Raw genomic sequence first — 26,862 nt, forward strand, 5'->3', positions numbered from 1 at the left:
TTTTGGTGCAACAAAAAAGCCACCCGTAGGTGGCTTTAACAAAATATTAATCTAACTCAGATTAGAACTCAGACTTCATACCGATTGCAAAACCAGTTTGAGAGTTGTCTGCATCTGTACCGCCAACTTCAGCATATACTGTAGTAGAAGGAGCGATTGCATAGCCAGCGTTTAGGTAGTACGTGTTCTCAGCACTTTCAACGTCTCCGTCTAAGCGAGTGTAACCTACTGCGAACAACCATGCGTCTAGTGCGTAAGTCGCGTCTAGAGCAATTGCATCGCCTTTAACATCCGTTCCTGGAGTGTCAATGTCGCCTTTAACATTGTAGTAACCAGCCGCTAGACCAATGTTCTCGAAGCCGTTGTAACGAAGTTCTAGAGCGTATAGGTTTTCGTCAGCCGATGTTGTACCGTCGTCGCTCTTCAGCTTACCTAGGAAACCGGTAACGTCGAAATCAGCTACGCGGAAACCTGCTTTACCATCGAACCAGTAACCATCTTCACCAATTACGTCTGTAGATTTGTTCTTGTCTTGAGCTAGAGCTGCAGACACATACCAAGTGCCTTTGTCTACGTCGTAACGTACAGCTTCGTCAAGACCAAACTTAGAACCGTTTTGGAAGAAACCAGCTGTACCGAATTGGTAGTCGTTACCGATACCAGCGTCATCAAGAACTGTGTCTAGACGACCAATCTTTAGAGAGCCAGCCATTGCGCTGTAGAAACCTACGTATACGTTACCAGCTTCAGCTGCACCAGCGTTGTCGCCAGAGAATTCCCAGTAACCACCAACTTGTAGGTCGTCGTTTACTGCGTAACGTACGTCGAAACCAAAGTCAGCGTCTTGGATTTCTTGACGAGTAGTTTTCTCATCAAAGTCCGCTGTATCAGCGTCATCCGTCATACCGCGTAGGTAAACAACCTCTACATCACCTGTTAGGTTAACAGTTGCGCGGTCTTGGTTATAAATTTCGATTGCTTGTGCAGAACCAGCCGAAGCTAGGACCGCTAGAGCTACTAGAGTCTTTTTCATGATAATCCACTGCCTTTTCTTAGATGGGAATTCCTTTTCGGTTCCCTTTTTTAATATATGTGACGTCTAAATCTTCCAGAAGAACGACAACCTTTTGTCCTTTGGTTGACTTAGCGTCTTTAAATCTCGGAACCAAGAATGCAAAAGTTCTCAGTAGTTGTCAAACACTCTAAATAAAAATAACAAAAGAATATAAACCCAATAAAAACAGTTACTTGCAAAGTTATCAGTGACAAAGCGCAAGTTTTTTGAACACCTTTCGATTGCAACTCACACACCGTTTTTGATGCACCTACTTATATAAGACTCCAAAAAATGCGACCAATAACACTATTTATCGGAATAATAATCTAGCTATATATATTTTTTGGAGTTTTATATTTTTTAGACACTAAAAAATATAGCCCCTTATGAAAGTTCACTCGATTTTTGTGATTTTGATCTAAATACCAGCTGTAAGTTTGAGACTACTTGCCCATATTTTTCGCCGCGGGAAGTGTGGTACACTCCCCGCTCGTCTACATAGGGCTTATCATGCTGACCAGTAAAATCCAAAAATCCATTCGCCAAAGCTATCAAAACCTGCAAACTCAATTAGATAACTTCGTTCCTAGGCGAGCTCAGAACTATCTAGTTTCAGAAATCGCTAAAACACTCTGTGGTCAATATCACAAGTCCACACGCATGATCGTTGCTGAGGCAGGAACTGGGATCGGTAAAAGCCTTTCGTACTTAATGGCAACCATTCCTGTCGCGGTCCAAAACAACCGCAAAGTCGTCATTTCTACTGCGACGGTGGCACTTCAGGAGCAGTTGCTGAATAAAGATTTACCCCTGTTTAGACGCATTACGGATCAAAACTTCTCTTTTATCATTGCTAAAGGCCGCCAGCGTTATTGCTGTGCCGAAAAACTTGCCGTAGCTTGCGGTGCTGACGGTGGTCAAATGGCGATGTTTGAAACCAAACCCAAAGCATCTGACATTGCCCAGCTACAACTCATGTATGAAAAACTGGCGCAAGGTAAATGGGATGGTGATAGAGATTCATGGCCAAAGCCTATCGATGATGCCATCTGGCAAACCATTGTGAGCGAAAAACACAGCTGCAATAACAGTCTTCCAGCACACCGCGGCTGTCCATTTTCTAAAGCACGCTCAGAGCTCGATAAAAATGATGTGATTATTGCTAACCACAGCTTAGTGATGGCAGATGCTGACTTAGGTGGCGGGGTGATTCTCCCAGAGCCCGAAAACACCATCTTTATCTTTGATGAGGCACATCACCTTCCGCATGTTGCAAGAGATCACGCTTCTGCATCAGCGACTCTCAAAGGTGTTGGCAGTTGGTTAGAGCGACTTAATCAGTCGGCTAGCAAGTTTTCAGGAATGGCGGATGAGAAGCGGGTCAGCCGCTTTCGCAATGAACTGCAAGATGCGATACAGCAGTTAATACCGCTTTTAGGCGAAGTAAACACCTATTGCGGCGGACTTCCATTTGAAGAAGATAGCTGTCGATTCGAGAACGGCGAGCTTCCTAGTTGGTTAGAAGAGCAAGCGAAAGTGCTCAAACTATACTCGCAAAAAGGCGCTCAAGCCTCTGCCAAAATCGCGGATCTAATCTCTGAGCGCCTCAAAGATGGTGAGATTAGCGCCAAACTTGCTGAACCAGCTTTGGCAGAACTCGGCTTTTATATCCAACGATTTGATAATCTTGCCGCCGTGTGGCGCTTGATGGCTGAACCACAAAAAGAGAAAGGTGCTCCCCTCGCGCGTTGGATTGAGAAAAGTAAAGAGCGAGAAGGCGACCACCTCGTGAGCGTAGCGCCACTTGAGGTCGGTTGGCAGTTAGACCAACAGCTTTGGTCTCGCTGTGTGGGCGCCGTGCTGGTGTCTGCGACCATGCGAGCGCTCAACTCTTTCTCTTTCTTCTGCCACCAAGCTGGAATCAGCCAAAAAGAGGAAGACGGAGTTCAATTTCTGGCGCTTGCATCTCCGTTTAACTACGCGGAACAGGCTGAGCTTATCGTGCCCAAAATGAGGAATGAACCACAAGCCCCTCAATTTACCGAGGAGCTTGTAGAAAAAATCCCAGGCATTATCGAAGATGGTAAAAGTAACCTCATTCTTTTCTCGTCTTATTGGCAGATGAATAAAGTCGCGGATGAGTTGCGAGCAAAATTTTCGCTTAAAGGTTGGCCCTTGCAAATTCAAGGTGAAAAATCACGCTCAGAAATCCTAAATAAACATAAAACCCTCACTCAATGCGGGAAAACGAGCGTTCTTTTTGGGACAGGCAGTTTTTCTGAAGGGTTAGATCTGCCCGGTGAACTGTTAGAGAACTTGGTGATCACTAAGATACCTTTTGCTGTGCCTACGTCGCCGATCGAACAAGCACATGCTGAGTATATAGAGAGTAAAGGTGGCAATGCTTTTCTCCAGATTACAGTTCCAGAAGCGAGCAAAAAACTGATACAATCGGCGGGCCGTTTGCTGAGGAAAGAAAGGGACTGTGGAACTCTCTATATCCTAGATAGGCGAATCGTCACTAAAAGGTATGGCAAATCTTTGCTTGATTCCCTACCCCCATTTAAAAGAAAAATAGAATACTAAGGGTCATTCGTCTCGATGGAATTTATCGAACCAAGTATGTTGGTTATTTTGGCTATCGTCGCCTTTGCTGCTGGCTTTATTGATGCCGTTGCTGGCGGTGGTGGTATGCTGACTGTGCCTGCCCTATTGTCATTGGGTCTTCCTCCACATATCGCATTAGGTACCAATAAACTCGCTGCAACCTTCGCTTCGTCGACTGCAGCGTTCACCTATTACCGTAAAAGACTCTTTAAGCCAGAATGTTGGCGTCGAGCTTTTGTCGCTACTCTGTTTGGTGCCACGCTTGGGACCGTCGTTGTTGACATGATTAGTACCGAGTGGCTTGAAAAAGTTCTTCCCCTTGTCATTTTAGCGGCGGCACTTTACACCGTTTTTCATCGCGCTCCTCAAGGCGAGAGCAGTAAGGTCAACGTCGGCTGCCCTAAGTTCAATCGTAAACAGTACCTTCAGGGCTTGTCTCTGGGTTTCTATGATGGTGTTGCCGGTCCTGGTACCGGCGCGTTTTGGACCGTTAGCTCAATGGCTCTGTATCGTCTCAACATCTTGTTCGCCTCCGGCTTGTCAAAGGCGATGAACTTTACCAGTAATTTTACCTCACTAGTGACGTTTGCGATTCTCGGTCATATCAACTGGGTACTTGGTTTAACCATGGGTGTATGTCTTATGGCCGGCGCTTATATAGGCGCGCACTCCGCAATACGATTTGGTGCTAAATTTATAAGACCAATATTTGTGACAGTCGTGAGCATTCTCGCTATCAAGCTTGCTTACGATGCTTGGTTGTAAATCTGGCTGTCATTATCGTTTGAATATAGAAACGGCCCGTAACACCAACGAGAAACCCGCTATCAATGAAGCTCAATCAACTCAAGTTAAAATTACAGACGCTAAAAGAAGCAGCTAAGGCCTTTGATGCTTCTAGTCGGCAGACAAAAGTCAGACAATTTGATGAACACCTCTTTCAATCAAGCGGCTTTTTGACTCTGCCTTGCGTTATCGAAGCCGAATCACTACTCAATAAGATCGTCACTTTAAGTCAGAGCTCATGTAGTCAAAGCACATCAGAGGCTCTGGTCGAAAGGTTTTCATGTCAGCTCGAAGCGCTAGAAAGAGTTCTCGCGAAGGTGCCTAACCGTGAAGCAGATAGTATCGAGCAGCAATCATTGGCAGAATTGAGAGCGTCGCTTGCTCAGCATAAAGTTTGGGAGCAAAAACTCTGTAAGCTGGTTCGCGACAAAGAACAGAACCAACACGACGAGCAATCACTTATCGAGACCGAACAAAGGCTGCAGCGCTGCCGCAGCGCAATGAACCAGATTCAATACAAGATCAATCAAAGGATGAAATTTATCTAATGTCGAATGAAACAGGCTTAGAAAGTGCGCCAGAGGAAATCAAACTCGCTGTGGATCTGATCTTCTTACTTGAGAGCAATGAGATCGATCCAAAAGTGGCGTTAGAGGCACTTGAGATTGTGAAAGGTGATCTCTTAAGAAAAATTGAAAGCTAATTTTTCACAACAACCTTTCTCAACTTATCATTTTTCATCGCGTTACCCCCACTACAAATAGCGTCATCCTCACGAAAGTGAGGATCTTTCACAGCGTGTGAAAAACTAAAAACATGTGACTTGTCGCGTAATTCTAGTGCACAGTGCGCTGTAAAAGATCCCCTTTTTCAAGGGGATGACGATATTGTTGTCCTTTGTGTAGAAGAACAGATTGAAATTCATGAGAAACTCAGCTTTGAGTGCTCAACAACAACAACGCCGGAATTCACACCCCTACAATGGGAAAACGCTCTGTTGGTTCCACCAACTCTCCCTGCGCCGCTATAGTTTGCAGCTCCCACTCATCTCTTCGCTGTGTTTCCTTAAGTACGGCATAGCTAGCATTATTGGCATGCTCAAATGCTTGCTCAGGTGACCAACCTTTTAAAAGTCCTGCAGTGAATAGCGCAGAAATCAGATCCCCTACTCCAACTGGCTGCTTAGCAAACTTAAGATGAGGACGCTGCGCAATAACGCATCCCGATTTTGTTGCCAGCATCATGGTAAATTTGTCATCCGAAACACTATGTAAGTGTTTTACTAAAACCATTTTCGGTCCACGTGACAAAGCCTTTTGGCAGGCCACTACGGCACTTTCTAAGTCTGTGATTTCCATATTGGTAAACTGAGCCAACTCGAATTGATTAGGTACAATCACATCCGCGCTTGGCATTACATCATTGACCAAATATTCGGTCGTCCCCTGAGGGACGATACAGCCTTTCTCTGGGTCGCCCATAACAGGATCACACACATAAATCGCGTCAGGATTTTGAGCTTTGACTTGGCGCACCGCATCAAGAACTGCAAGACATTGATCCGCGCTTCCCTGATAACCCGACAGTAGCGCTTGGCAGTTTTTAAGCTGCTCGATATTAGCGATGCCTGAGATAAGCTCAGATATGTCATCTGCTGAAAAAGCCTTACCTTTCCAGCCCTGCTGATACTGTGTATGGTTCGAGAATTGAACCGTGTGAATAGGCCAAACCTCAAACCCCATTCGTTGCATTGGGAAAACGGCCGAACTGTTGCCCGCATGTCCGTATACGACATGAGACTGGATTGAGATGATACCTTTCATGAATGCTCCTCACAGCACGATAAGTTATTCTGATTACCCTTTAAATATGGGGTGGGTCTGACTCACAGACAAGTTTCAGATTAAAAAGTAGTTGAGTACTACAGAATCAAAAAATCCGATATTGGAAACCAACATCGGATTTTACTTAGAGATTAAAAATTTGAGAACTAGACCGTTGCTTGTTCGACGAGCTGCTCAGCTTCTTCCAATCGCTTGTTTTCTCCAAAGCCACGCAAACCAACCACGTGTACATGTTCATGGTCTTTAAATACCTTACGCACAAGCTTATAGGTGGTGCCTTTTTCTGGGCTGATATTCTCAGGTGCCGCAATCAATAGCTGCATACCCTGGCGGTCACATAGCTCGAACAAGGTCGCGATCGACTTGGCATCCAGGCGCGCAGCCTCATCGAGGAACAGTAGACGACATGGAAGAATGTCTTTGCTACGCAGACGGCGCGACTCTTCTTCCCAGCTCTGTACCACCATCAATAGAATTGACTGACCAGTACCGATCGCTTCACCTGTCGATAGCGCGCCAGATTCCGCTTGCAGCCAGCCGTCAGAGCCACGGTTTACTTCAACGCTTAGCTCTAGGTAGTTGCGGTAATCAAGCAGCTCTTCACCTAATACTTGTGGCGAGCGCTGACCCATATCGATATGCGGGTTGACGCGTTGGAATAACTTAGCCATCGCTTCCGAGAAGGTGTAACGCGAAGTCTCAAACAGATCTTTGTGCTCACCGGTTAGCGCCACCAGCAGCTGCTCATGACTTTCACGGATCTTCACATTCAGACGAACGCCCTTAACCTGACCAAAGTGAATATTCGACAAGCCTTGGTTAAGCATACGAATACGGTTTTGCTCACGCTGAATCGTCTTCTTGATGATGCTCGACACTGACTCAGAGCTGATCGCGAGACGGTTTTCACGTTGAGTGAGCTCTTCTGTTAGGCGTGCGAGCTCCACTTCCATCTCTTCAATCGCTTCGACCGGATCATCAGTACGGATGATGTCTTGACGGATACGCTCACGAAGGTGCTGGTAAACGGCAATATAGAACAGAACCTTACGCTCTGGCTTCGAGGTATCTTCGGACTGACGTAGTGAATCGCGAAGATCTTCATTATCCGCCACAGCAAGACGCAATGCACCCAAAGACTTATCCGACATAGAGCGAAGCTCACCCGCGCTCATGTATGCTAGTTCGCGTTTATGAAGGCGACGTTCAACATCGTTCACTTTCGCTAGACGAAGTACGCTACACCAGCCCGCTTTCGCGGCAACCACATAGGTGCGCAGCTCAATGTATTCTTTCTGAACCTTCTTAAGACGCTTAGCCAGACCTTTCATCTCAAGCTCTGTCGACGTCATCGTCTTCTCATACTCAGACTTGCGAGTGCGAGAGGTTTGCAGTGCTAAGTGCAGCTCATCACGACGCTTCTCAGCACGCTCTAGCGCTGACTCATCAGGGACAATACCGTACTCTTGAAGCTCAGCTTTGAACTCTTGAACTGTCTCTAACTTAGCTTGGTGCGAGCTCTTCAGTGACGCCAATACTTGGTTGTACTGGTTGGCTTGCTCTTGAACCTGCTTAAGTCCTTCACGAAGACGTGCGCGGGTTGCTTCCGCTTGCACCAGTTTCGCTTTTAGCTGCTCGCTCAATTCACTACTTTGGTTAAGCATGTCCATTGAATCAGCATACGCAAAGTAAGGACGACGCTCAGCAAGATCCGCAACAGCAAAGATTTGTGCTTTTAGCGTTTGCAGGGCTTTGTCGGCATTTTGGTACTGACTCGTCAGCGCATCAAATTGCTCTGGATCGCTGTCTAACACATTGACTACCGCAGCCAGTTTTTCTGCCGCCACGCCGTGCTGCTGAATGTAGCTCTTAGCACCGTTGAGATCTTCAATTTGAGCTTGAAGCTCTTGATGGCGCTCAGCTAGAGTCTCATCAAATAGTACGTTAGCGCTAATCGATAGACGATCCAGCAAAGTCACGCACTGCTTAGATGTCGACAACTGCGCACTCGCTTGTTGCTCACGCTGTTTGTTTTCATTGAGTTCACGCGCTACCTGGCTGCGAAGCTCGCGTAAACGCGCCAGCTCCACTTCAGGGTCGGCTTCAAACGCCAACTGCATGTGCTCTGCTGCGAACGCGTTGAACGCTTGGTACAGGCGCTGCAGTTTTTGTGCATCAAACGCCGCTTTCGCGTGTTTTTCTACGGTTTCTTCACGTTGTTCACGAAGTAGCTCTAAACGCTGTTCACGCGCTGCGCGACCAAACAGAGGGATATTAGGGAAGCGAGAATAACGCAATTGACGTTCATTAAGCTGAACGCAGACCGCGCCATCAAGCTCATCGGCATCGAATGAGCTGTCATCAAAGGCATCGATGTCGCCTTCGATGATGTAAAGATCTTCTGGACAATCATCCAGCTCGACCAGCTTTTCTTTTATGCCGTCTAGGTTTGATACCACGATAGCATGACGTGCAGGACCATACATTGCACTAAAGTATGGCGCATCCTCGATGGTGATATCGTCATAAATTTCAGACAGCAGAACGCCGCCAAGCGTATCGGCAAGACCTTTTAAGCGAGGGTCGTTTGAACCGCCAGGAGAAGCCAAACGCTCAATCTCTAGCTCGAGTTCTTCACGGCGTTTCGCCAGCGAGTCGCGTTCGAAAGAGGTCTTACGCTCATTATCGTTCGTCGCTTGCATTGAACTAATCACATCCGCGCGATCCACCAGCTCCATGCCACTTTGCTCACGAAGATCTTCAAGCGCATTAAAAGACTTGATCCACTTCGGCGCGTAGCTCTCTAGCTTACTGATCTCAGACACAAACTCTTGTTCGCGCTGCTTGATTTCGCCAGAGGCTTCACGAAGAGCTTCAAGCTGCTGCTCGCACTCAAGGACGCGTTCACGTTGGCTCTCCGCTTCCATTTCAAGATCCGCTTCGCTATCCACACAGATACCGGCGTCACTAAGCTCACTTGCCAATTTCTGCGCTTGCTGCTGACGCTCAATGTTTTTCTCGAGCTCACGATATTGAGCGCGAAGCTGAGATTCGTTTTTCAGTAGCTGACGATGCTCGTCCGCTTGTTTGATGGCCGCTTTCGCTACTTGGCTCGCTTCATTGCGCGCAACATCACCGGCAATCTGCTTGACCAACGACAACGCTTGTTCAAACTGCTGCGCCGCGGCCGATGACATATCAAGGCGGTGTTTCAGCTCAAGGAGTTCGGTTGTGCTTTGTGATTCTTGCGATTTTAGTTGGCTCAACATTTCTGCCGCGCCATCTTGATTCAATGATTCGTTTTCAAGCAAGTTACGCGCTTTCTCAAGGGCTTGTACCGCTTGTTGATATTGCAGTGCACGTGTTTGCTGAACATCCAGAGCTTGCTGGTAATCAGCCAACTGAGTCTTGAGGCTATCCACCTCTTCTTCCGCGAATGTCGCTTGCTCTTCAGCAGCAAGCTTACGCTCACTCGCTTCTTCAACAACCATCATCTGCTCTTCAAGACGCTCGTTTAGCTCTTCAAGATCTTCTTGGTAGCGCTCAATCTTCTCTTGCTGACGCAGCGCGTTTTGTACCAATAACAAGTGGTCTTGCGCTGCTTGATGGTCTTGCTCTAGACCTGATTCATTCTCAACCAACAGCGTCAGTTTTTGCTGAACTTTGTTAAGTAGTTCGTTTTGCGCGATAAGTGTTTGACGAGAGCCAAACAGCTCGCCACGAAGCTTCATCGTAGTTTCAAGCTTGTTGCGGCGTTCGTTAGCATGACGCATGTAGTCGGCGGCCACGTAATTGGTAGACTCTGTGATCAGGTGTTTGAACAGGTCACGGTCAGCTTGAGTCGTTTTGATGGCTTCTAGCGTTAAGCGGTTTTCACGCAGTGCAGATTCCATATCTTGGAACGCTTTCTTCACGCCGCCGTTCTGTGGCAGAAGGTAGTCACGAAGTGAACGAGTAATCGCACTCGAGATACCACCGTAAAGCGACGCTTCAATCAGGCGATAGAACTTAGAGCGATCGCTGCTGTTACGCAGCTTCTTCGGCAACACGCCAAATTCGAACATCTGCGCATGATAATCAACGATCGAGTTGAAGGCTTTAAAATGGACACCTTCCATTGCACTGACCGACTCTTTTACTTCATTGATTTGACGTACGCGAGCATGGTTATCCGATACGGCTTCGATCAAAATATCGGTTGGTTTTACGCTACTAGGCAAGCCTTGAATGATAAATGGCTTGATGTCCACTTTCTTATCACGACCGGCCACTTGTTGTAGCTTGACAACAAACAGAACGCGTTGGTTACGTGAGTTCACTACATCTAGCGCAGAGTAACAGGTACCTGGCTGAAGCTTACCGTACAAACCTTTGTCGCGAGACGCTTGAGAGCTACCCGCTTCAGTAGTGTTTCTAAAGTGCAGCAGGCTTTGATCTGGAATCAGCGCCGTAATGAACGATGCCATGGTGGTAGATTTACCTGCACCATTACCACCAGAAAGCGTGGTGACGAGAGTGTCGATATCAAAAGTACGTGCAAAGAAGCCGTTCCAGTTGACCATCGTCATCGATTGATACTTACCTCTTTCAATCATGCGTCAGCCTCCTGTTGATTGTGCTCGGTGTCGTTGTCATTTGACTCAACTGAGTCGCTGCTTTCATCGCTTGGGATCAAGCTGCCTTGCGATGGGGCTTGTGCGTGCACCACGGCTTCACCATCACGGATGAGACGAAGCTGCGCATCACGCATATCGTCACCCACGCGTACGTCAGCACCAAAGCGGAATACCGCTTCGCTGATGCGGAATTTGTCGGTATCACCAATAGAAATAGTCATCCCCAGACGGCGCAAACGACGCAGTGAAGTACGTACTTTTTCAAACAGCTTCTCTTTGTCTAGATCAGAACCCGTTGCACGGTTTGTCACAAGACGCATCAGCTTCTTTTCGTCCGCAAGCGCGAGGATCTCTTCATAAAGCTCTTGGTTAGTAAAGATACCTTCATGCGCAAGACGCTCTGGGCTTAGGTATAGGAAACACAGCACCTTACCCACTAGCATATCGAGCTCTGACAGCACGCTGCGACCAATCAATGTCGTCGAGCGTGGACGTAGATAGAAAAAGCCTTCCGGCGCTTTCACCAACTCGGTGTTGTAGCGCTGATAGAAACTGGCCAGTTCAACCTCAAAATCACAAAGCAGTGCGTGGTTATCGAGGTCTTCAGATGAAATGTGTCGACCCGCGCGCAGTGCACTATCCAATGCAGGGAATAGCGGGTTGGTGATCGCTTTTGCCAGTTTCTCTGGCATGTATTCGTCAATATTTGTCGATGACATTTGCTTGTACCTTTGCGCCAAAATCGTTGATAGCTTGCCAGTCTGGCTGAATAGCCGAGTAATCGGACTGGGAATAACCCAATCGAACAGCTTGGTCTACAACGATTCTTGCGAGATCGAAATGATGAGTATGTGGGTGTGACGCGAGGTAATCGCGCAGCACCAAGCCAAGATCAATTGGAGCGCCTTGTTCTTTGTGTACTTTCAGCATGTCTCCAATGCGCTCAGCGAGCTCATCATTAACTTGTTCAAATTCTTCGTATTCCACTTCAAGTGGCACGGCACCGGTTACCTCATCGTTACGAAGCACTAGGGCTTCATCGCGGAGGTCGGTGAGTTTCTCGGCATCGGCATAAGTGAGATACCAAGGAGAGTCAAAATAGTCTGTGACCGATTGGCGCAGCCTTTGGCTAAAGGCGCGGTTTTGGTCCATATCAATCGCCGTACGGATAAACTTGTGCACGTGGCGGTCATAACCGATCCACAAATCAATCGCTTGCTGGCCCCAACTAATGATGCGATCAAGCTTCATCTGCAAACCAAACAATGCTTCACCGACAAACTCTAGTTCATCATCGCCATAGACAATTTCTTGGATATCTAAGATCTGGGTTTGCAGCTCATCGCCCGCGGCTTGTAAGGTATCTTGCAGCTCTCGCAGCGTTGCTGAGGTTTCAGAAAGCAGAGTCTCACAGTTGTTGATGGCATCGCGCCAATCTTTGTTAAGCAGCTCAGCGATCTGAAGTTTCACAGACTGTTGCTGCTCATCCATTACACGCTGGTTAAGGTCAATCTGGTCGAAAATCTCACCAACGGAGTATTTCAACACGCCAAATACGTTCTTGCGCCAATGGACAACGGTCCCGCCTTCTTGCGCGGCTTCGATAGCTTTTGCCATCTCGCCTGCCACCATTGAAAGCTGGATAGAGAGTCGTAGTTTAGAGAATTCGCGATGTCTGACGTAGTAATCGGTGATACCGATGGCAAGAGGGCTGAGCCTGTAAATACTCGCCCCATCGTTGACTTCACTGGTAAAACGGCTCAATAGGCGCTGCTTGACCAGTTCATTAATCGCATTGTTCGCACGAAACGCGGTGGCTTCGCCCGTTTGCTCAAACTGCTCGGTGACGATCTTAAATGCATCATGCAACTCGCCCTCGCCCAGCTCTTCATCAAATCTTTCATTACTCAGCACCGCGATGGAGATGAGAAATGCCAACCGTTCAGTGGAAAGATTCAACGCAAAATCATGCTGTTTGACCCATCCGACTAGCTCGTCTATCGGTCGGTCATCAGCATTTAGAGTGTTATCACTCATGGTCTTTCCTGTTATTGTTTTTTCCTAGCCCATACATGTATGTATCGACCCATGGAGAGATAAGGCTCTTGGCGACACAGCTGTTGTTCAAGTTTCAGAACATCCTCCGCTGTGTAATCTCCCATGTATTGCATATTGCCAATGTAATCACTGAATGAACGAATGCCAGATTTGCCACATATTTCAAACCCAGCTTCTTCAATCCACTGATACACGTCCTCTGGCTTCAACCCTTTCTGGGGCTGGAGCTTGAATCTTTTTCTATGTGGCATCCCATCTAACACGTGAGGAATATTGCCACAAATGACGTTCTTAAATACCAATCCATGATGATTGTAAAACATGACAGAAGCGATACCGCCAGGTTTCACTTGCTGTAATACCGCTTCTAGTGCTGGTCTCGGATCAGCCAGCCACTCCATCACCGCATGAAACAGGGTCAAGTCAACCTCTTGTTCCATATGCTCTGCAATATCTTGCACTGGACTGTGGATCCAGCGATATTGCGAGAGTAACCCGTTTTTTTCAACCTCTGCTTTAGCTAATTTCAGCATTTCAGAAGACAGGTCACATAAGGTGATATGGTGTCCACGCTCAGCGATGCGCTGTGAAACCTGACCTAATCCGCCACCTGCATCTAATACTTTTAGTATTTTTTTAGTATCATCCAATTCGGCGAGAGCCTGGGTTAAATCTTCCCAAACAATGGTTTGGCGGATTTCTCCCTTCTCTGAGCCGTAAATATTTTTTGCAAATTTGTGGGCGATATCGTCGAAATTACGGTCTTGCATCACGGTTTATTGAGTTAAGATAACCAGTCGTACAGCTATTCTGTCATATAAGTGACAGGAATAAAGGGGCAACTCCCTTTTTTAGCGTTAAGTGGTGTTTTTTCGGACTATTATTCTATGTTTGAGCTGAAAAAGCTGGTGTCTGCATTACTAATGCCTTTGCCCGCTATGCTAATCCTAGGTTTCTTGGGATTGCTCCTTATTATGTTTACCACTAGGCGTAAGTTTGGAAGCCTGATGGTTCTCGTATCATTGTGTGGGACATTTCTTATCGCATTCCAGCCGCTTTCAAGTCGCCTGTTGATGCCATTAGAGCGTCAATACAGTGCCTTCTTACCAATTAACGAATCCATTGACTACGTTATGGTCCTTGGCGGCGGTCACGTTGTGGATGACGATATTCCACCCACTTCTGAACTATCCCGTACCTCTCTCATGCGCCTAAGCGAAGGTATTCGTGTGATGCGCATGTATCCAGGTAGTAAGCTCATTCTATCTGGCTATGCGGGCGGGACAGACGTAAGCCATGCTCGCGTAATGGCAAAGGTGGCACTGGCATTGGGCGTATCTAAGCCAGACATCATCTTGCTAGAGTCTGCTAAAGATACGTGGGAAGAAGCCAGGCAAGCATCTGCCTTCGTGCAAAGTAAGAAAATGGTGCTGGTTACCTCCGCAAGCCATATGCAACGCGCGATGTACGAGTTTGAAGCAGCGGGTCTGAAGCCTTACCCTGCGCCGACTAACTTCCTGGCCCAAGAAAATGTTGAACAAGCTTGGCAACGCTACGCACCGCAGGCTCGCTACTTAGAGCAAACAGAGCGCTACTGGCACGAGACCATGGGATTAGTTTGGCAGAGATTACGAGATTGGGTGGCAAACGAAAGCATTCGTGATTTGACATTTTCTGTATCAGAGTTCGATCCTGAAAGTGTAGAACCTACACAACTGGAACAAGATGAGTTAGAACAGCAGCTCGCGCCTCAGGAAACGCAGGATGACACTTCCGCTGTTTCTGACGCAGATGCAACGGTCTCTGGTGCTAACTAAACCATCAGGAGCCAACCAAACCGGTTAAAAAAGACCTCATCATTGGATGAGGTCTTTTGCTATTGAAAACAGCTAGTTGGCATTTAGCTGATTCAGCTTTGCTTTCACTGGAACAGAGAAATTAAAGCCATCATGCTGATCCCAATTGATCGACCATGTCATTACACCACCAAACTTTGGTGATGCTTGAGTAGGTACGATAGAGCCACAACGCTTTAGGGAGATCATACAATCCAATGCGTCTTCTATGTTAGCAATTGGTGCCTGTCCTGAGTTCGCTGAGCTTGGACCTGAAGGTAATCCAATGGCGACTTGATCATCACGCAGTGGCATAAATCGACTGCCGTCAGCTAACTCAAATCCCTCGGTAAGCATACGTGATGCCGCCACCATCATATCCACAGAGCCCTCTGGCGCAGCGCCCGTCGTATAAGGATTGGCCAGCCCACCATTGTTGTATAACTGCACATGCAAAAGATCTAAGGTATCCCTCAATTGATCGATAAGGGGAATATAAGCGCCCCAAATACCAGAGTAAGCGACCATTCCGCCTTGCACATACGGATGTTCCGGTGCCATGGTAAGGTACATGTCGCCGCCCGTATTCGCTTCGATAGCTTTTAATGCACGCGGCAAACGCGCTTGGATTTGACTGCCGTGGACGAGATTTGAGCCACTTTCGTAATCAACATCTAATCCATCAAATCCCCACTCATTGATGATCTCTGACAAACTCGAGACAAACGCAGTTTCATCCGCATCTGTGTTCAGCGTGATGGTGCCTTCAGCGCCACCAAGCGAAAGAACGATAATCTTACCTTCCGCTTGCAAGTCTTTGATGTCTTGTTTGAACTGAACGGGATCTATCGGAGCACAGCTCGAGTAGATGTTACCATTGTAGAGATTAAAATGCACTGTACCATTGCTGTTACGGTCATTGTCAGCAAAAGCAATGTCGATAATGTCCCAGTCTTTCGACATTTGGTTAAGTGGAATTGGACAGCCCGCACCATTGACAAAGTTGTGCCAGTAGCCGACGAGCTTATGTTTCGGTTGGACTACAGATTTTGCCGACACGCCGACGCTAGCAGACGTCACCGTATTCCCTTGCAGATCCGTGCTGATGACACTCAGTTGATAGTTCCCAATGGTCGTTGGTGTCCAAGAGAACTGATACGGCGGCGTGGTGTCACCGTTGACCAAAAGACCATTAGTGTAGAGATCAACCTTAGCCACCTCACTCTGCAGGGAGCTGACATTCGCATTCACAGTCACAGCTTTGCCAATCGCGACGACATCGCCAGAAGAAGGAGAAGTAATCGTAGCGACCATAGGTTGATCAGTCACTGATACCGTTGTGTTTAATTGATTGCTGTTACCTTCATTGTCAGTAGCAATGACCTTTAAATCTACAGAGCCCTGTCCCACTGCATTCCACGTCCATTGATAAGGTGATGCCGTCACTAAGCCTATTGACGTACCATTCACGAATGCCTCAGCATCGGCAACTGTTCCATCCAGATCATCAATATTCGCAACGATAGTGACATCACTTCCTAGCAGAACTGTTTCGCCTTCTACCGGTGAAATAAGTTCAATATTTGGTGCCGTCGCACAGGCACCTTGACCACTCCAGGCGTCTTGCCAGTACTGTCCAACGCCAGGCTCATAAGCCCATGCAGAGTCAGATGAACACCAGCCGCCAACAAGACATTGATAGAGCTCGCCATTGTTGACCACATTCTGCCCGGTTGCGTAGCCACTGCCAGCAATATAGGTTGTCGCACCTGAGCATTTGCCTCCTGCCGACGCTGTGGCTTCAACCGTGATAACTTGCGACTGGGACGTCGCGCCTTTATCGTCTGCCGCAACGGCTTGTATCGTATAGCTGCCTGCAGCAGGTGATATCCAATCCATGACCCAAGGTGCTGCGGTCACAGACTTTTCTAGTGCACCATTGACACTAAATTCAACCTTGCTAATGGAACCATCCGAGTCTGAGGGCTCTGCGGTAAACTGGACACTATCTCCTACCGAAACTTGAGTCTTCGAACTGGTCAAGGTAACAACAGGTGGTTGATTAGATGCGTCTACGACTGAAAATGTCTGAGTTAATTGAATAGACGCACCTTTATCATCAATGGCGGTAACTACCAACTCATAGTTGCCACTTTCAGTCAGCCAAGTTACTTGGTAAGGAGGGCTCGATAGCACTGCCAGTTGCGCCCCTTGCAGCTCAAATATCACCTCTCGAACTTCCCCATCACTGTCTTCGGCCAATGCAGAGAAGGTGACTTGGTTTCCTGAGGCTAACTGTGCGTTGGAGGCTGGAGATGTAATCGTCACAGAGGGAGCAGCGTTTGTGCCACCAGCATCACAGGCCCCTATTAGTGACCATTCTTGATAAGGTTCGGAGTGGTTAACAGGGTTAGCGTTAAGGTTCCACCAGTTCGCTTGGTACGCCGATGATTGCCATTGAACTTGAGCGCCACCGTTGTAGCTTGTGCCGTCGTCCCAAAAAGGCAAACTGTCACACTGTACTGCCAAGCTTGGTGCAGAAAACAGTAAACTCGAGGTAAGCATCAGCGACAAATTCACTGACCGTTTAAATATTGGAATAGAGCCTAATTGTAGCTTGGTCATGGAAAATCCTTTTGTTGAACCAAAGAATGTCGTTGCCAATCAATGCTGCCCAATCGAGGCAGTTCAACGGAAACGACGCCACTATCAAACTAGCTCAGGTTTATAGAGTCTTTTTCCGACTCAGAAAGCACCGACTTCTCACGCGAGTCAGTTAACAAAAATAGTTACAAGTTGCATATACAACGCCCAGGTATCTCTACATTGCTCCCATAAAAAAGCTCCAGCTATCAAAGAGACAACTGGAGCATTTTCTATCACTACACGCTAGCCGACTTTAATCACCAGCAAACATGTAGCCCTCGCCATGGACAGTGATAAATATCTGTGGATTCTTTGGATCGGATTCCATCTTGGCACGCATGCGACGGATAAGAACATCAATGGTTCTATCGTTTGGCGCATCAACTCGATGACTGATCATATTGAGGATACGCTCACGGCTCAGAACTTGATTTGGATACGTTGAGAGTGCAACTAACAATTCATATTCAGCCTTGGTCAGTTTCACAGGGTCGCCATTATTCGTCAGTGAACGACGCTGCTTATCAAACGTCCATTCACCAAAGTGAACCACATGCTCGTTTTGCACTGACTCTTCAAGTACTGGCTGTTTGCGCGCTAGTGAAATACGCCACAATAGGTTTTTTACTCGCACTAACAGTTCGCGTAGCTCAAACGGCTTAGTGACATAGTCGTCTGCACCCATCTCGAGGCCCACGATGCGGTCGATACTATCAGTGCGACCGGTTACTAAAATAATTCCAATGTCTGACTGACTTCTTAACTCTCTTGTTAGCATCAAACCATCTTCACCAGGCAGGTTAATGTCTAGCATGACGAGATCGATACTGGATTCTTCCAGCACCTGACGCATCGTCTGACCATCTTCAGCTTCGCTAACCAAGTAGCCTTCATTTTCGAAGTAGCCAGCCAGTTTACTGCGAGTGACTACGTCATCTTCTACAACCAAAACGTGATATTTCATCTGTGGTTTCTCAATCTTGTCATGACAAGGACATTCTATTCATAAACATTCACAATTCTAGTCTACATCCCCTCATAGGCATGGAAACCTTACTATTTTTTGATTCAAAACAACCAAAACGATTGCGTCTCATATGCAACGAATACTCGTGTTAACTTACCCTTAAAGAAATTAATTTTTGTCTTATTTTTTCATAAGTTAACTCAATTTTTCACACAACAAGTTATTGCTATTCATCTTTATTGGCTAAAATAGGGTTATCATTTTTGGAGATTATTCAAATGCAAGAAATCAAAGCATTTAATGAGCAACGCGCAGAAATCTATTGGTGGCTTTCAAGCCTATTCGCTGCCGAGCTCACTGATGATGAACTCAACAAATACCACAGCCCTGAAATTCGCTCTTTCTTATCTGGCTTAGGAGAAAACCCTTCCCTAAAAGAACCCATTCAGGTCTTTACAGAGTCCTTGAACCGCCTTCAAGTCAGAGAAGACGCACAATTAGAGCTTTCTGCCGATTTTTGCGATCTATTTTTAAAGTCGGACAAGCACGGCGCATTGCCTTATGCCTCTATGTATATTGGTAAGTCTGGTCTTTTAAATGATCAACCTGCACAGGATATGGCTGACCTGTTAGCTAAGCACAGTGTGGCAGTGAATAAGGACTTAAATGAGCCAGCGGATCACCTCGCGATCGAGCTAGATTTTCTAGGCAACTTAATCATTCGCTCCAATGAGCTTGAAGCGGAGGCACATATGAACGATGCGCTGCACGAGCAAGCAGAGTTCATCAAGAACTACTTGATGACATGGCTACCTCAGTTTGTTGCGAAATGCCAAACTCACGACGAGTTTGGGTTTTATGCCGCTGCCGCTAAACTACTCGAAGCATTCTGCCAACTTGACTACACCTACCTAGAGGGTGAGCAAGGCTAGCCAACCTTAAAGCGCAAATCATTTGCATCACATCTGTGAGAATTAATTTGCGCTTTAGTTATAAATTTATTGGATAAGTCATTGCCAGCGCCCAAACCTAAGTCTACAATCCGCCGTTTAAATGCAAATGCCATTGGCATTCAACGCGGACTTGTGTCCAAAAATACCTGTTGAAATCTACGCTCTGAGCTTTTTTCGCCGCGGCTTGCATGCAACTTTCGGTTTTCGCAGCCAAATACTATGTTTACAACAACATAGCGTTATAAATTTGCAAAGACCACTATACTTGAAGCGGTACCAACGTTAATTATCAAGCCGCGACTAATAGGATATCACTATGGCAACTATTAAAGATGTCGCCCGCCTTGCAGGCGTTTCAACGACCACAGTATCCCACGTTATTAATAAGACTCGCTTTGTTGCTGAAGCAACTCAAGAAAAAGTGATGGCGGCGGTCGACGAACTCAACTACGCACCAAGCGCCGTTGCACGTAGCTTAAAATGTAACTCAACGAAAACCATTGGTATGTTAGTGACTCAGTCCACTAACCTGTTCTTTTCTGAGGTTATCGATGGTGTTGAGAGCTACTGCTACCGCCAAGGCTACACGCTGATCCTATGTAACACTGGTGGCGTGTATGAAAAGCAACGCGATTACATTCGCATGCTGGCAGAGAAACGCGTGGATGGCATCCTCGTGATGTGCTCTGATCTTACCGAAGAGCTGCTAGAGATGCTTGAGCGTCACGCCGACATTCCTAAAGTTATCATGGACTGGGGCCCAGAAAGCTCACAAGCGGACAAGATCATCGATAACTCTGAAGAAGGCGGTTATCTGGCAACGAAGTTCCTGATCGAAAAAGGTCACACGGATATTGCCTGCCTGAGTGGCCATCTAGAAAAAGCCGTGTGCCAAGAGCGTATCATCGGTTACAAACGTGCCCTTGCTGAGGCAGGTATCGAGATGAAAGATGATCGTATTCTTGAAGGCAACTTCGAATGCGATACAGCCGTTATCGCAGCTAACCGCATCGCAGCAATGGAAGACCGACCTACCGCTATCTTCTGTTTCAACGACACAATGGCGTTTGGCTTAATGAGTCGCCTGCAACAACTGGGTGTGCGCGTACCTGAGGACATCTCTGTCATTGGATACGATAATATTGAGCTAGCTGAGTACTTCTCGCCACCACTAACGACGGTTCACCAACCAAAACGTCGTGTAGGTAAAAACGCGTTTGAGATTCTATTAGAACGAATCAAAGATAAAGGTCATGAAAAGCGCATTTTCGAAATGCACCCAGAGATTGTTGAACGCGACTCTGTCAAAAACCTTACATAATGCTGACAAAAGTGCCTTTCTAGGCACTTTTTTTTGAACTTCATTCAAATTTTCACCTTTCAATTGTTAGTTTTTTACGCACCCACAGGCACAAATAATCCGTCATTATTTGAACCAAGATCACACTTCTAAAAATGAGTAATGATAGGATTATGTTGTTTTCATTTATTCTATGCATGTCACGCACAGGGCAAACCATCTGAAAGGGTGGGACGCAAAGCCTCCGGCCTAAACCAATTTTTAATTGATAGGTAGCGGGGTTGCCGATGGCAAGGGGAGAAGGCTCAGTTATGGCATATGCCTAACAGAGCTCTGACACCTGATTGCTATACTCTCGGACCTGATTCTGGTGACACAATCAATAACACCGAGAAAAGAATAAAGCATGGATAATCCTATACTAAAAAATTCAATGCAATTATTCGCTCAGCTTGGAAGAGTAAAGTCTCGCTCCATGTTTGGGGGATTTGGCATCTTCGTAGATGATACGATGTTTGCCTTAGCAGTGAATAACAAATTACATATCAGAACTAACCGTCAGACCGTATCCACCTTCAAAAAACTGGGTTACAAGCCTTATGTTTATAAAAAGCGTGGATTTCCCGTTGTTACTAAGTACTTCGCGTTACCTGAAGACTGTTGGCAAGATCAAGAAGGTATTCTCGATCACGCTAAACAGGCACTCGAGTTCGCGAAAACTGAGAAAGAGCAACAATCCGAAGCGAAACCTAATCGCCTGAAAGACCTTCCTAATCTTCGCCTTGCCACTGAGCGTATGCTCAAAAAAGCAGGCATTGAATCAGTGGTTGAACTTCAGGATCATGGTTCGGTTGAGGCTTTCAAGGCCATTCAGAGAACCCATTCAAGTACCGTAGGTTTAGAGCTTTTATGGGCTCTTGAAGGTGCGATAAATGGTACTCATTGGTCTGTGATTCCTCAGACTAAAAGAGATGAACTGGCTCGCTTAATTAATTAAGCTACGGTAATCTCAAGAAAAAATCAGCCTTATGGCTGATTTTTTTGTATTAGCTGAAAGGAAAAACATACTCATCCTTTCTACTACACTAATACTGAGTCATCAAAAGGATATCGTCATGAGCAAGAAGCTGATACTAGGATTGGTTTTGGTTGCTGTCGTCATTTACTTAGGCATCAACTTTGGTCAACACCTCACACTAGAAAACGCAAAAGCACAACAAGTCGCACTGAGTGAATACATCAATGAGAACTTCGTGGCTGCTGCCCTCACCTATTTCTTCGCTTACATAGCGATTACTGCATTCTCTGTTCCAGGCGCTGCCGTGGTTACCTTACTTGGCGCCGCATTGTTCGGCTTCTGGACAAGTCTACTGCTCGTTTCATTTGCTAGTACCATAGGCGCTACATTGGCATTCTTGAGCAGTCGCTTCCTACTTCGCGATTGGGTACAAAGTAAGTTCGGTTCGAAACTTGAGACGATCAATAAAGGTGTCGAAAAAGACGGTGCTTTCTATCTATTTTCTCTAAGACTCATTCCTGTGTTCCCATTTTTCTTGATTAACTTATTGATGGGTCTCACGCCAATTCGAGTCTCTAAGTATTACTTGGTGAGTCAACTGGGCATGCTGCCAGGAACTGCAGTATACCTCAATGCAGGTACCCAGCTAGCGAACATTGACAGTCTATCAGGCATTGTTTCCCCTACCGTGTTGGCATCGTTTGCCCTACTCGGTTTGTTCCCACTTATTGCCAAATGGATTATGGGGAAAATCTCTCGCTCACCACAGGTACAGGAATAGATGAAGATATTTGTAGGCAATAACCCACCAGAAACACATATTGTCCAACAGCAGTTGATGGCTGAAGGTATAGAGTGTGAAGTACGAGGCGAAGGTGTTTTTGGGTTACGAGGGGAAGTACCGTTTGACGAAAGTTCTCTACCCTACGTTTGGCTTTTCAACAAAGAGCAAGAAATGATGGCACGAGCTGTCATTCAAGATTGGCAAAATCAGGCTGAGAAAAGCGGTAACATGCCGTGGGTATGTTCCGCTTGCCACGAGACTAACGAAGCGCAATTTGGCGTCTGCTGGAACTGTCAGACGCCACAAACGGCTACGATGCCACAGACTTAATGAAATCTATTGAGTGCTTATTGAACTCTTCTGGACGCTCAACATTGCACACATGACCACAATCTTTGATCTCTAATAGACGGCTGGACTTATGTTCAGCCACCATCTCTTTGACTGGCTTAATAAACATATAGTCTTTATCACCCATCAAATACAAAGTCGGAATCGGCAACTCTCGGTCTTTAAAGTAGCGGTTGAGAGGGTTTACTTCTGTCGTTAGACGATACCAGCGCTTAAACTCTTTTTGGCACAGCTTCTTCGCCTCTCGGACGAATAACAATCGTGACTCTTTTTGGCCTTTTTGCGGCATGACAATGTACGCGAACAAGCTGTAAAGCCACATATAAGGGATAATGTGCTTACTCCAGTTGCCAATTTTCACCAGAATTTGCGAGCGAGTATTAAAGCGAGTGACCGCACCGCCTAAGACCATGGAACGAACTCGGGAGTGTGCCAACTCGGCAATGTTGCGCACAATAATCGTTCCCAAAGACATACCGACAAAGTGGGCTGACTGAATCTTAAGGTGATCAAGTACTTTAACGATATCCATCGTCACCTCTTTAAAGGTGTACTTGTTCGACATAATGTCTTTAAGGAGTTGATTTGACTTACCGTGACCGCGAAGATCAATAAACAGCAGGTTAAAGTGCTCTCGGTAAGCACGAATCTGTTTAAACCATATGTTTGAGCTTCCACCTGCCCCATGTACGAATACCACCCACTCATTACTCGTTGGGTGCTGATAAGTTTTATGGAATAGCAAGCTCTCTGACATAGTTCTCAAGTTTCGTGATGTATGTGGGCGTTACGTTACCATAATTCGCCGTTTTACGGACAAAAACTCACAGGAATTTTGGTAAAAATGATTTACAAGTGTAGTCGATTATAAAAAAAGCGGCATAACGCCGCTTTTCAATTTTTGCTCTAGTTTGCCTCGAGCGCCAGGTCGTACATCTTAACGTACTCTTTGGCTGACTCAGTCCAACTGAAGTCTTTTCGCATTGAGCGAAGCTGCATTTCATGCATCTGCTCAGGGTGTTGCAGATAGAATAGCAGTGCGCGTTGCAGGACAATTAACAAAGCATCATGGCAAGGCTCAACAAAACCAAAGCCAGTGGCATTGTTAGGGTCATCATCAAAATCAATAACCGTGTCTTTCAAACCGCCGACTTTACGCACAATTGGTAACGTACCATAAGCCATACTATAAATTTGGTTCAAACCACACGCTTCAAACTCAGAAGGCATAAGGAAGAAATCTGAACCAGCTTCTACCAGATGAGCAAAGCGATTGCTGTAAGCTTCGACAAACGCCAACTTATCTGAGAACTCTTCCGCCAGATCATTAAGATGAGAAGCAATTTGCGGCTCACCTGTACCAATAATGACGACTTGCACGTCATTCTTTAGGAACTTATCCAAAATAGGAAGGATGTAGTGAAAACCTTTTTGGTGCGTCAAACGACAAACCATGCCAATCATCGGCACTTCACGCTCTGGTAGGCCGAGCTCTTTTTGTAGCGCCGTTTTTGATGCGAGTTTACCCGCTAGCATGCTTTCTAAGTCATCGTCGTAATGCTCAGGCAAATACTCATCGTGGCTTGGGTTCCACTCTGAGTAATCGCATCCATTAACGATGCCATGGAGATCTTTGGCACGATGAACGAAATCATCAACCAAGCCATGTGAGCCTAACGGTGTCACCAGCTCAGCGGCATAGTTCGGGCTCACTGCATTGATCTTATCTGCAAAAGCAATACCCGCTCGCAATGTACTTACCCAGCCGTCACCGTACTGTAGAAACTCCATTCCAGAGAGATGAAGCTCAGGAATAATCTCTAACTGACTGTAAGAGAAAATCCCTTTGAAAATCGCGTTGTGTACTGTCAGTACTGACTTAGTACCATGAAAACGCTCATCTTCAGCGTAACGAGTCTTAAGTAAGAATGGGATAAGGCCTGTGTGCCAATCATTCGCGTGAACAATTGCAGGCTTAATGCCCAGCTTTGGTAACACATCCAGACTGGCGGCTGCGAAAAATCCAAAACGCTCGCCATTATCAGCGTACGCTCGGTTGTGTTCTGCATACAGTTCTGGACGGTCAAAGTAACGGTCACATTCAATGACGTAGACTTCGACACCATCGAGATGGGTTTTCTTGACTTGATAAGGTGTATGAGGCCAATGCTCTAGCTCAGTGGCTAGCACGAACTCATACTGATCCTTATTTGGTAGTTTTTGGTAGCCTGGCAGAGTGATGGCTACGTCCTTGCCAAGTTCTTGCAGAGCTTTCGGCAGAGCCTTGGCAACATCTGCCAAGCCTCCACTTTTAATAAGTCCCTGAACTTCTGAAACTGGAAACCATACGTCTATGTTTCTCATTCTAGAATCCAACTTTTGTCCCTTTTTTGATGACAACGATGCCACCTGGAGACACATGGAAACGCTTCGCGTCGAGTTCTAGATCTTCACCGATCACAGTTCCAGGGGCAATTTCAACATTCTTGTCAATGATTGCGCGCTTGATTGTACAGCCTGCACCAATCTTAACATCACCTAGAATAACAGATTCACTCACAATAGAACCAGCAGCAATGTTACTTCTGAATCCTAGTACTGATTTAAAGATTGACGATCCACGTACGTAACTACCACCAGCAATTAAGCTATCGGTAACTTTGATCTTTTCGTGCTCAGCATCCACAAAGGTGGCAGGTGGCAACGGTGGGTAATACGTATGCAGTGGCCATTTTCGGTTGTACAGTGAGAACTCTGGGTCTTCATGAAGCAGATCCATGTGAGCCGCCCAGTACGAGTCAATAGTACCTACATCACGCCAGTACGTTGTATCCTTCTCGCCGCTGATTTTATTGGTAGAGAAATCATAAACATAAACGCCACCTTCAGGGAACATCTTAGGAATAATGTCTTTACCAAAATCGTGGCTCGAGTTTTCATTCTCAGCATCAAGACGGAGCTCTTTGCATAAGCTTTCTGCTTCAAAGATGTAGTTACCCATAGACACAAGCGCCATGTCAGGGTGACCAGGAATCGATTTCGGGTTCTCTGGTTTCTCTTCAAAACCAATCATTTTACCGTTTTCGTCGACCTCGATAACACCAAACTCTGATGCTTCTGCCAACGGCATACGCAGCGCAGAAACCGTAAGTTTCGCCTCACTACGTTTGTGGAAGTCTAACATCTGACGGATATCCATCTTGTAGATATGGTCAGAACCAAAGATACAAACATGCTCAGGGTTAGCAAGTTCGACAAAGCGAACGTTTTGGTAGATAGCATCAGCGGTGCCTTCGTACCAACGTTTACCGTCGCGCATCTGAGCTGGGATTGGGTCAATAAATCGGTCAGTGATGCCCGTCAGGTTCCAACCTTTGCGCATATGCTGATACAGGGATTGAGATTTAAATTGGGTAAGAACGTAAATTCGCATCAAGTCCGCATTAATAAAATTATTAAGTGCGAAGTCTATAAGGCGATAGCTTCCTCCAAAAGGGACTGCAGGCTTACTGCGAGATTCCGTAAGAGGACGTAGGCGAGAACCTTCGCCTCCAGCAAGGATCATTCCTAAAACACCAGCCATTGATTACTCCGTTTTTATTACAGCTTTCCATGTTGCTAGACACTAAATGTATTTATTTGGGGGGTATCTAGCTTCGTTATTAACGGATGACAATGTCGATAACTACACCGAACATTCAAACGTTGAATCTTGTATATAAGTCGTTTGAGAGGCTCTATTTTGTTTATTTTTCAGCCTCAAATGTTCCATAACTTTCGTATGGTTTTTCTCTAAATTATCGTTTTGAAACGAGATTACAATGCATGATCACTCAATATTAAGCATTGAACCCAATTGCATTTAAACTCGTGTTGCTGATCACAGAATGCCATACCGAGATTACCCATTCAACACATATAGTTAACATTAAATTCACCAAACTGACAGAATTCATAAAACTCGAAGTAAATCAGACACGTAAAGTGATACGACCAGTTATTTGGAACAAAAAGTGTTTCATTTGGTTAAAAATGCAACC

At 46.1% G+C, this 26,862-nt stretch carries 21 protein-coding genes and 1 riboswitch; of the genes, 10 read left to right on the forward strand and 11 right to left on the reverse strand.

The genetic code is table 11. The annotated features are described in order from the left end of the window. Nucleotides 1–61 precede the first annotated feature (61 nt). Nucleotides 62–1,033: a porin gene (locus AC6I8U_RS10835; protein ID WP_498016863.1), complete on the reverse strand. Its 972-nt coding sequence runs from the start codon at nucleotides 1,031–1,033 to the stop codon at nucleotides 62–64. A 534-nt stretch (nucleotides 1,034–1,567) separates the two neighbouring features. Between AC6I8U_RS10835 and dinG the strand changes: the two genes are divergently transcribed. The 4 genes from dinG to rsmS all read left to right on the forward strand — a co-directional run bounded on the left by dinG (nucleotide 1,568) and on the right by rsmS (nucleotide 5,153). Continuing rightward, entirely contained in the window at nucleotides 1,568–3,643 is a 2,076-nt protein-coding gene (gene dinG, locus AC6I8U_RS10840) for an ATP-dependent DNA helicase DinG (protein WP_498016864.1), read from the forward strand. Between the two features lie 15 nt (nucleotides 3,644–3,658). Beyond that, complete coding sequence (locus tag AC6I8U_RS10845; RefSeq protein WP_042474398.1) at nucleotides 3,659–4,429, forward strand: TSUP family transporter; 771 nt, start codon at nucleotides 3,659–3,661, stop codon at nucleotides 4,427–4,429. Between the two features lie 65 nt (nucleotides 4,430–4,494). Beyond that, nucleotides 4,495–4,998, forward strand: coding sequence for a primosomal replication protein PriC (gene priC, locus AC6I8U_RS10850; RefSeq protein ID WP_498016865.1), 504 nt, complete (start codon nucleotides 4,495–4,497; stop codon nucleotides 4,996–4,998). Beyond that, on the forward strand, nucleotides 4,998–5,153 hold the full coding sequence (rsmS, locus tag AC6I8U_RS10855; protein WP_498016866.1) for a pleiotropic regulatory protein RsmS: 156 nt from the start codon (nucleotides 4,998–5,000) through the stop codon (nucleotides 5,151–5,153). The genes priC and rsmS overlap by 1 nt, the downstream gene beginning before the upstream one ends. Before the next feature lie 265 nt (nucleotides 5,154–5,418). On the opposite strand, the gene pdxY is transcribed toward rsmS, so the two are convergent. From pdxY to cmoM, 5 genes are all read right to left on the reverse strand, one after another. Then, entirely contained in the window at nucleotides 5,419–6,273 is an 855-nt protein-coding gene (pdxY, locus tag AC6I8U_RS10860; RefSeq protein WP_498016867.1) for a pyridoxal kinase PdxY, read from the reverse strand. 167 nt (nucleotides 6,274–6,440) lie between these two features. Continuing rightward, nucleotides 6,441–10,889 carry a chromosome partition protein MukB gene (mukB, locus tag AC6I8U_RS10865; protein ID WP_498016868.1) on the reverse strand — a complete coding sequence of 1,483 codons (4,449 nt, stop codon included), beginning with the start codon at nucleotides 10,887–10,889 and terminating at the stop codon, nucleotides 6,441–6,443. Next, entirely contained in the window at nucleotides 10,886–11,629 is a 744-nt protein-coding gene (gene mukE, locus AC6I8U_RS10870; RefSeq protein ID WP_498016869.1) for a chromosome partition protein MukE, read from the reverse strand. Before mukE ends, mukB begins: the two co-directional genes overlap by 4 nt. Beyond that, entirely contained in the window at nucleotides 11,610–12,947 is a 1,338-nt protein-coding gene (gene mukF, locus AC6I8U_RS10875) for a chromosome partition protein MukF (protein ID WP_234494096.1), read from the reverse strand. Before mukF ends, mukE begins: the two co-directional genes overlap by 20 nt. 11 nt (nucleotides 12,948–12,958) lie before the next feature. Then, the gene (cmoM, locus tag AC6I8U_RS10880; protein ID WP_498016870.1) at nucleotides 12,959–13,741 is read right to left on the reverse strand and encodes a tRNA uridine 5-oxyacetic acid(34) methyltransferase CmoM; all 783 of its coding nucleotides are present in this window, start codon (nucleotides 13,739–13,741) and stop codon (nucleotides 12,959–12,961) included. A gap of 114 nt (nucleotides 13,742–13,855) precedes the next feature. Here cmoM and elyC point away from each other — a divergent pair, with 114 nt between their 5' ends. Continuing rightward, nucleotides 13,856–14,785, forward strand: a complete 930-nt coding sequence (gene elyC, locus AC6I8U_RS10885; RefSeq protein ID WP_498016871.1) for an envelope biogenesis factor ElyC — start codon at nucleotides 13,856–13,858, stop codon at nucleotides 14,783–14,785. 72 nt (nucleotides 14,786–14,857) lie between these two features. Here the strand turns inward: elyC and AC6I8U_RS10890 are convergent, their stop codons facing one another. Both AC6I8U_RS10890 and torR read right to left on the reverse strand, forming a co-directional pair. Further along, entirely contained in the window at nucleotides 14,858–17,428 is a 2,571-nt protein-coding gene (locus AC6I8U_RS10890) for an Ig-like domain-containing protein (RefSeq protein ID WP_498016872.1), read from the reverse strand. 274 nt (nucleotides 17,429–17,702) lie between these two features. Then, nucleotides 17,703–18,413: a two-component system response regulator TorR gene (gene torR, locus AC6I8U_RS10895; RefSeq protein WP_042474375.1), complete on the reverse strand. Its 711-nt coding sequence runs from the start codon at nucleotides 18,411–18,413 to the stop codon at nucleotides 17,703–17,705. Nucleotides 18,414–18,694: 281 nt separating this feature from the next. On the opposite strand from torR, the gene torD reads away from it, so the two are divergent. From torD to AC6I8U_RS10920, 5 genes are all read left to right on the forward strand, one after another. Then, nucleotides 18,695–19,348: a molecular chaperone TorD gene (gene torD, locus AC6I8U_RS10900; protein ID WP_498016873.1), complete on the forward strand. Its 654-nt coding sequence runs from the start codon at nucleotides 18,695–18,697 to the stop codon at nucleotides 19,346–19,348. A 337-nt stretch (nucleotides 19,349–19,685) separates the two neighbouring features. Beyond that, complete coding sequence (gene purR, locus AC6I8U_RS10905; RefSeq protein WP_498016874.1) at nucleotides 19,686–20,690, forward strand: HTH-type transcriptional repressor PurR; 1,005 nt, start codon at nucleotides 19,686–19,688, stop codon at nucleotides 20,688–20,690. Nucleotides 20,691–20,869: 179 nt separating this feature from the next. Further along, nucleotides 20,870–20,958: riboswitch (cyclic di-GMP riboswitch) on the forward strand. A gap of 117 nt (nucleotides 20,959–21,075) precedes the next feature. Then, a complete protein-coding gene (locus AC6I8U_RS10910; protein WP_498016875.1) occupies nucleotides 21,076–21,666 on the forward strand; it encodes a TfoX/Sxy family DNA transformation protein in 591 nt (196 codons plus the stop codon). A 118-nt stretch (nucleotides 21,667–21,784) separates the two neighbouring features. Next, nucleotides 21,785–22,468, forward strand: coding sequence for a TVP38/TMEM64 family protein (locus AC6I8U_RS10915; protein ID WP_252014045.1), 684 nt, complete (start codon nucleotides 21,785–21,787; stop codon nucleotides 22,466–22,468). Next, nucleotides 22,469–22,801: a putative signal transducing protein gene (locus tag AC6I8U_RS10920; protein WP_498016876.1), complete on the forward strand. Its 333-nt coding sequence runs from the start codon at nucleotides 22,469–22,471 to the stop codon at nucleotides 22,799–22,801. Here AC6I8U_RS10920 and AC6I8U_RS10925 read toward each other — a convergent pair. The 3 genes from AC6I8U_RS10925 to glgC form a co-directional block, all read right to left on the reverse strand. Beyond that, nucleotides 22,782–23,579, reverse strand: coding sequence for an alpha/beta fold hydrolase (locus AC6I8U_RS10925; RefSeq protein WP_042474365.1), 798 nt, complete (start codon nucleotides 23,577–23,579; stop codon nucleotides 22,782–22,784). The two genes, AC6I8U_RS10920 and AC6I8U_RS10925, sit on opposite strands and share 20 nt — an antisense overlap. Nucleotides 23,580–23,728: 149 nt before the next feature. Beyond that, nucleotides 23,729–25,186 carry a glycogen synthase GlgA gene (gene glgA / locus AC6I8U_RS10930; protein ID WP_498016877.1) on the reverse strand — a complete coding sequence of 486 codons (1,458 nt, stop codon included), beginning with the start codon at nucleotides 25,184–25,186 and terminating at the stop codon, nucleotides 23,729–23,731. Between the two features lies 1 nt (nucleotide 25,187). Continuing rightward, on the reverse strand, nucleotides 25,188–26,405 hold the full coding sequence (glgC, locus tag AC6I8U_RS10935; RefSeq protein WP_042474363.1) for a glucose-1-phosphate adenylyltransferase: 1,218 nt from the start codon (nucleotides 26,403–26,405) through the stop codon (nucleotides 25,188–25,190). Nucleotides 26,406–26,862: the final 457 nt, after the last annotated feature.

It is taken from the genome of Vibrio sp. KUL80, from assembly GCF_059725495.1.

Excerpts from the sequence above, each read along its gene's own strand:
- AC6I8U_RS10835 (WP_498016863.1), bottom strand. The coding sequence starts at position 1,033 with ATGAAAAAGACTCTAGTAGCTCTAGCGGTCCTAGCTTCGGCTGGTTCT.
- dinG (WP_498016864.1), top strand. The coding sequence starts at position 1,568 with ATGCTGACCAGTAAAATCCAAAAATCCATTCGCCAAAGCTATCAAAAC.
- AC6I8U_RS10845 (WP_042474398.1), top strand. The coding sequence starts at position 3,659 with ATGGAATTTATCGAACCAAGTATGTTGGTTATTTTGGCTATCGTCGCC.
- priC (WP_498016865.1), top strand. The coding sequence starts at position 4,495 with ATGAAGCTCAATCAACTCAAGTTAAAATTACAGACGCTAAAAGAAGCA.
- rsmS (WP_498016866.1), top strand. The coding sequence starts at position 4,998 with ATGTCGAATGAAACAGGCTTAGAAAGTGCGCCAGAGGAAATCAAACTC.
- pdxY (WP_498016867.1), bottom strand. The coding sequence starts at position 6,273 with ATGAAAGGTATCATCTCAATCCAGTCTCATGTCGTATACGGACATGCG.
- mukB (WP_498016868.1), bottom strand. The coding sequence starts at position 10,889 with ATGATTGAAAGAGGTAAGTATCAATCGATGACGATGGTCAACTGGAAC.
- mukE (WP_498016869.1), bottom strand. The coding sequence starts at position 11,629 with ATGTCATCGACAAATATTGACGAATACATGCCAGAGAAACTGGCAAAA.
- mukF (WP_234494096.1), bottom strand. The coding sequence starts at position 12,947 with ATGAGTGATAACACTCTAAATGCTGATGACCGACCGATAGACGAGCTA.
- elyC (WP_498016871.1), top strand. The coding sequence starts at position 13,856 with ATGTTTGAGCTGAAAAAGCTGGTGTCTGCATTACTAATGCCTTTGCCC.
- AC6I8U_RS10890 (WP_498016872.1), bottom strand. The coding sequence starts at position 17,428 with ATGACCAAGCTACAATTAGGCTCTATTCCAATATTTAAACGGTCAGTG.
- torR (WP_042474375.1), bottom strand. The coding sequence starts at position 18,413 with ATGAAATATCACGTTTTGGTTGTAGAAGATGACGTAGTCACTCGCAGT.
- torD (WP_498016873.1), top strand. The coding sequence starts at position 18,695 with ATGCAAGAAATCAAAGCATTTAATGAGCAACGCGCAGAAATCTATTGG.
- purR (WP_498016874.1), top strand. The coding sequence starts at position 19,686 with ATGGCAACTATTAAAGATGTCGCCCGCCTTGCAGGCGTTTCAACGACC.
- AC6I8U_RS10910 (WP_498016875.1), top strand. The coding sequence starts at position 21,076 with ATGGATAATCCTATACTAAAAAATTCAATGCAATTATTCGCTCAGCTT.
- AC6I8U_RS10915 (WP_252014045.1), top strand. The coding sequence starts at position 21,785 with ATGAGCAAGAAGCTGATACTAGGATTGGTTTTGGTTGCTGTCGTCATT.
- AC6I8U_RS10920 (WP_498016876.1), top strand. The coding sequence starts at position 22,469 with ATGAAGATATTTGTAGGCAATAACCCACCAGAAACACATATTGTCCAA.
- AC6I8U_RS10925 (WP_042474365.1), bottom strand. The coding sequence starts at position 23,579 with ATGTCAGAGAGCTTGCTATTCCATAAAACTTATCAGCACCCAACGAGT.
- glgA (WP_498016877.1), bottom strand. The coding sequence starts at position 25,186 with ATGAGAAACATAGACGTATGGTTTCCAGTTTCAGAAGTTCAGGGACTT.
- glgC (WP_042474363.1), bottom strand. The coding sequence starts at position 26,405 with ATGGCTGGTGTTTTAGGAATGATCCTTGCTGGAGGCGAAGGTTCTCGC.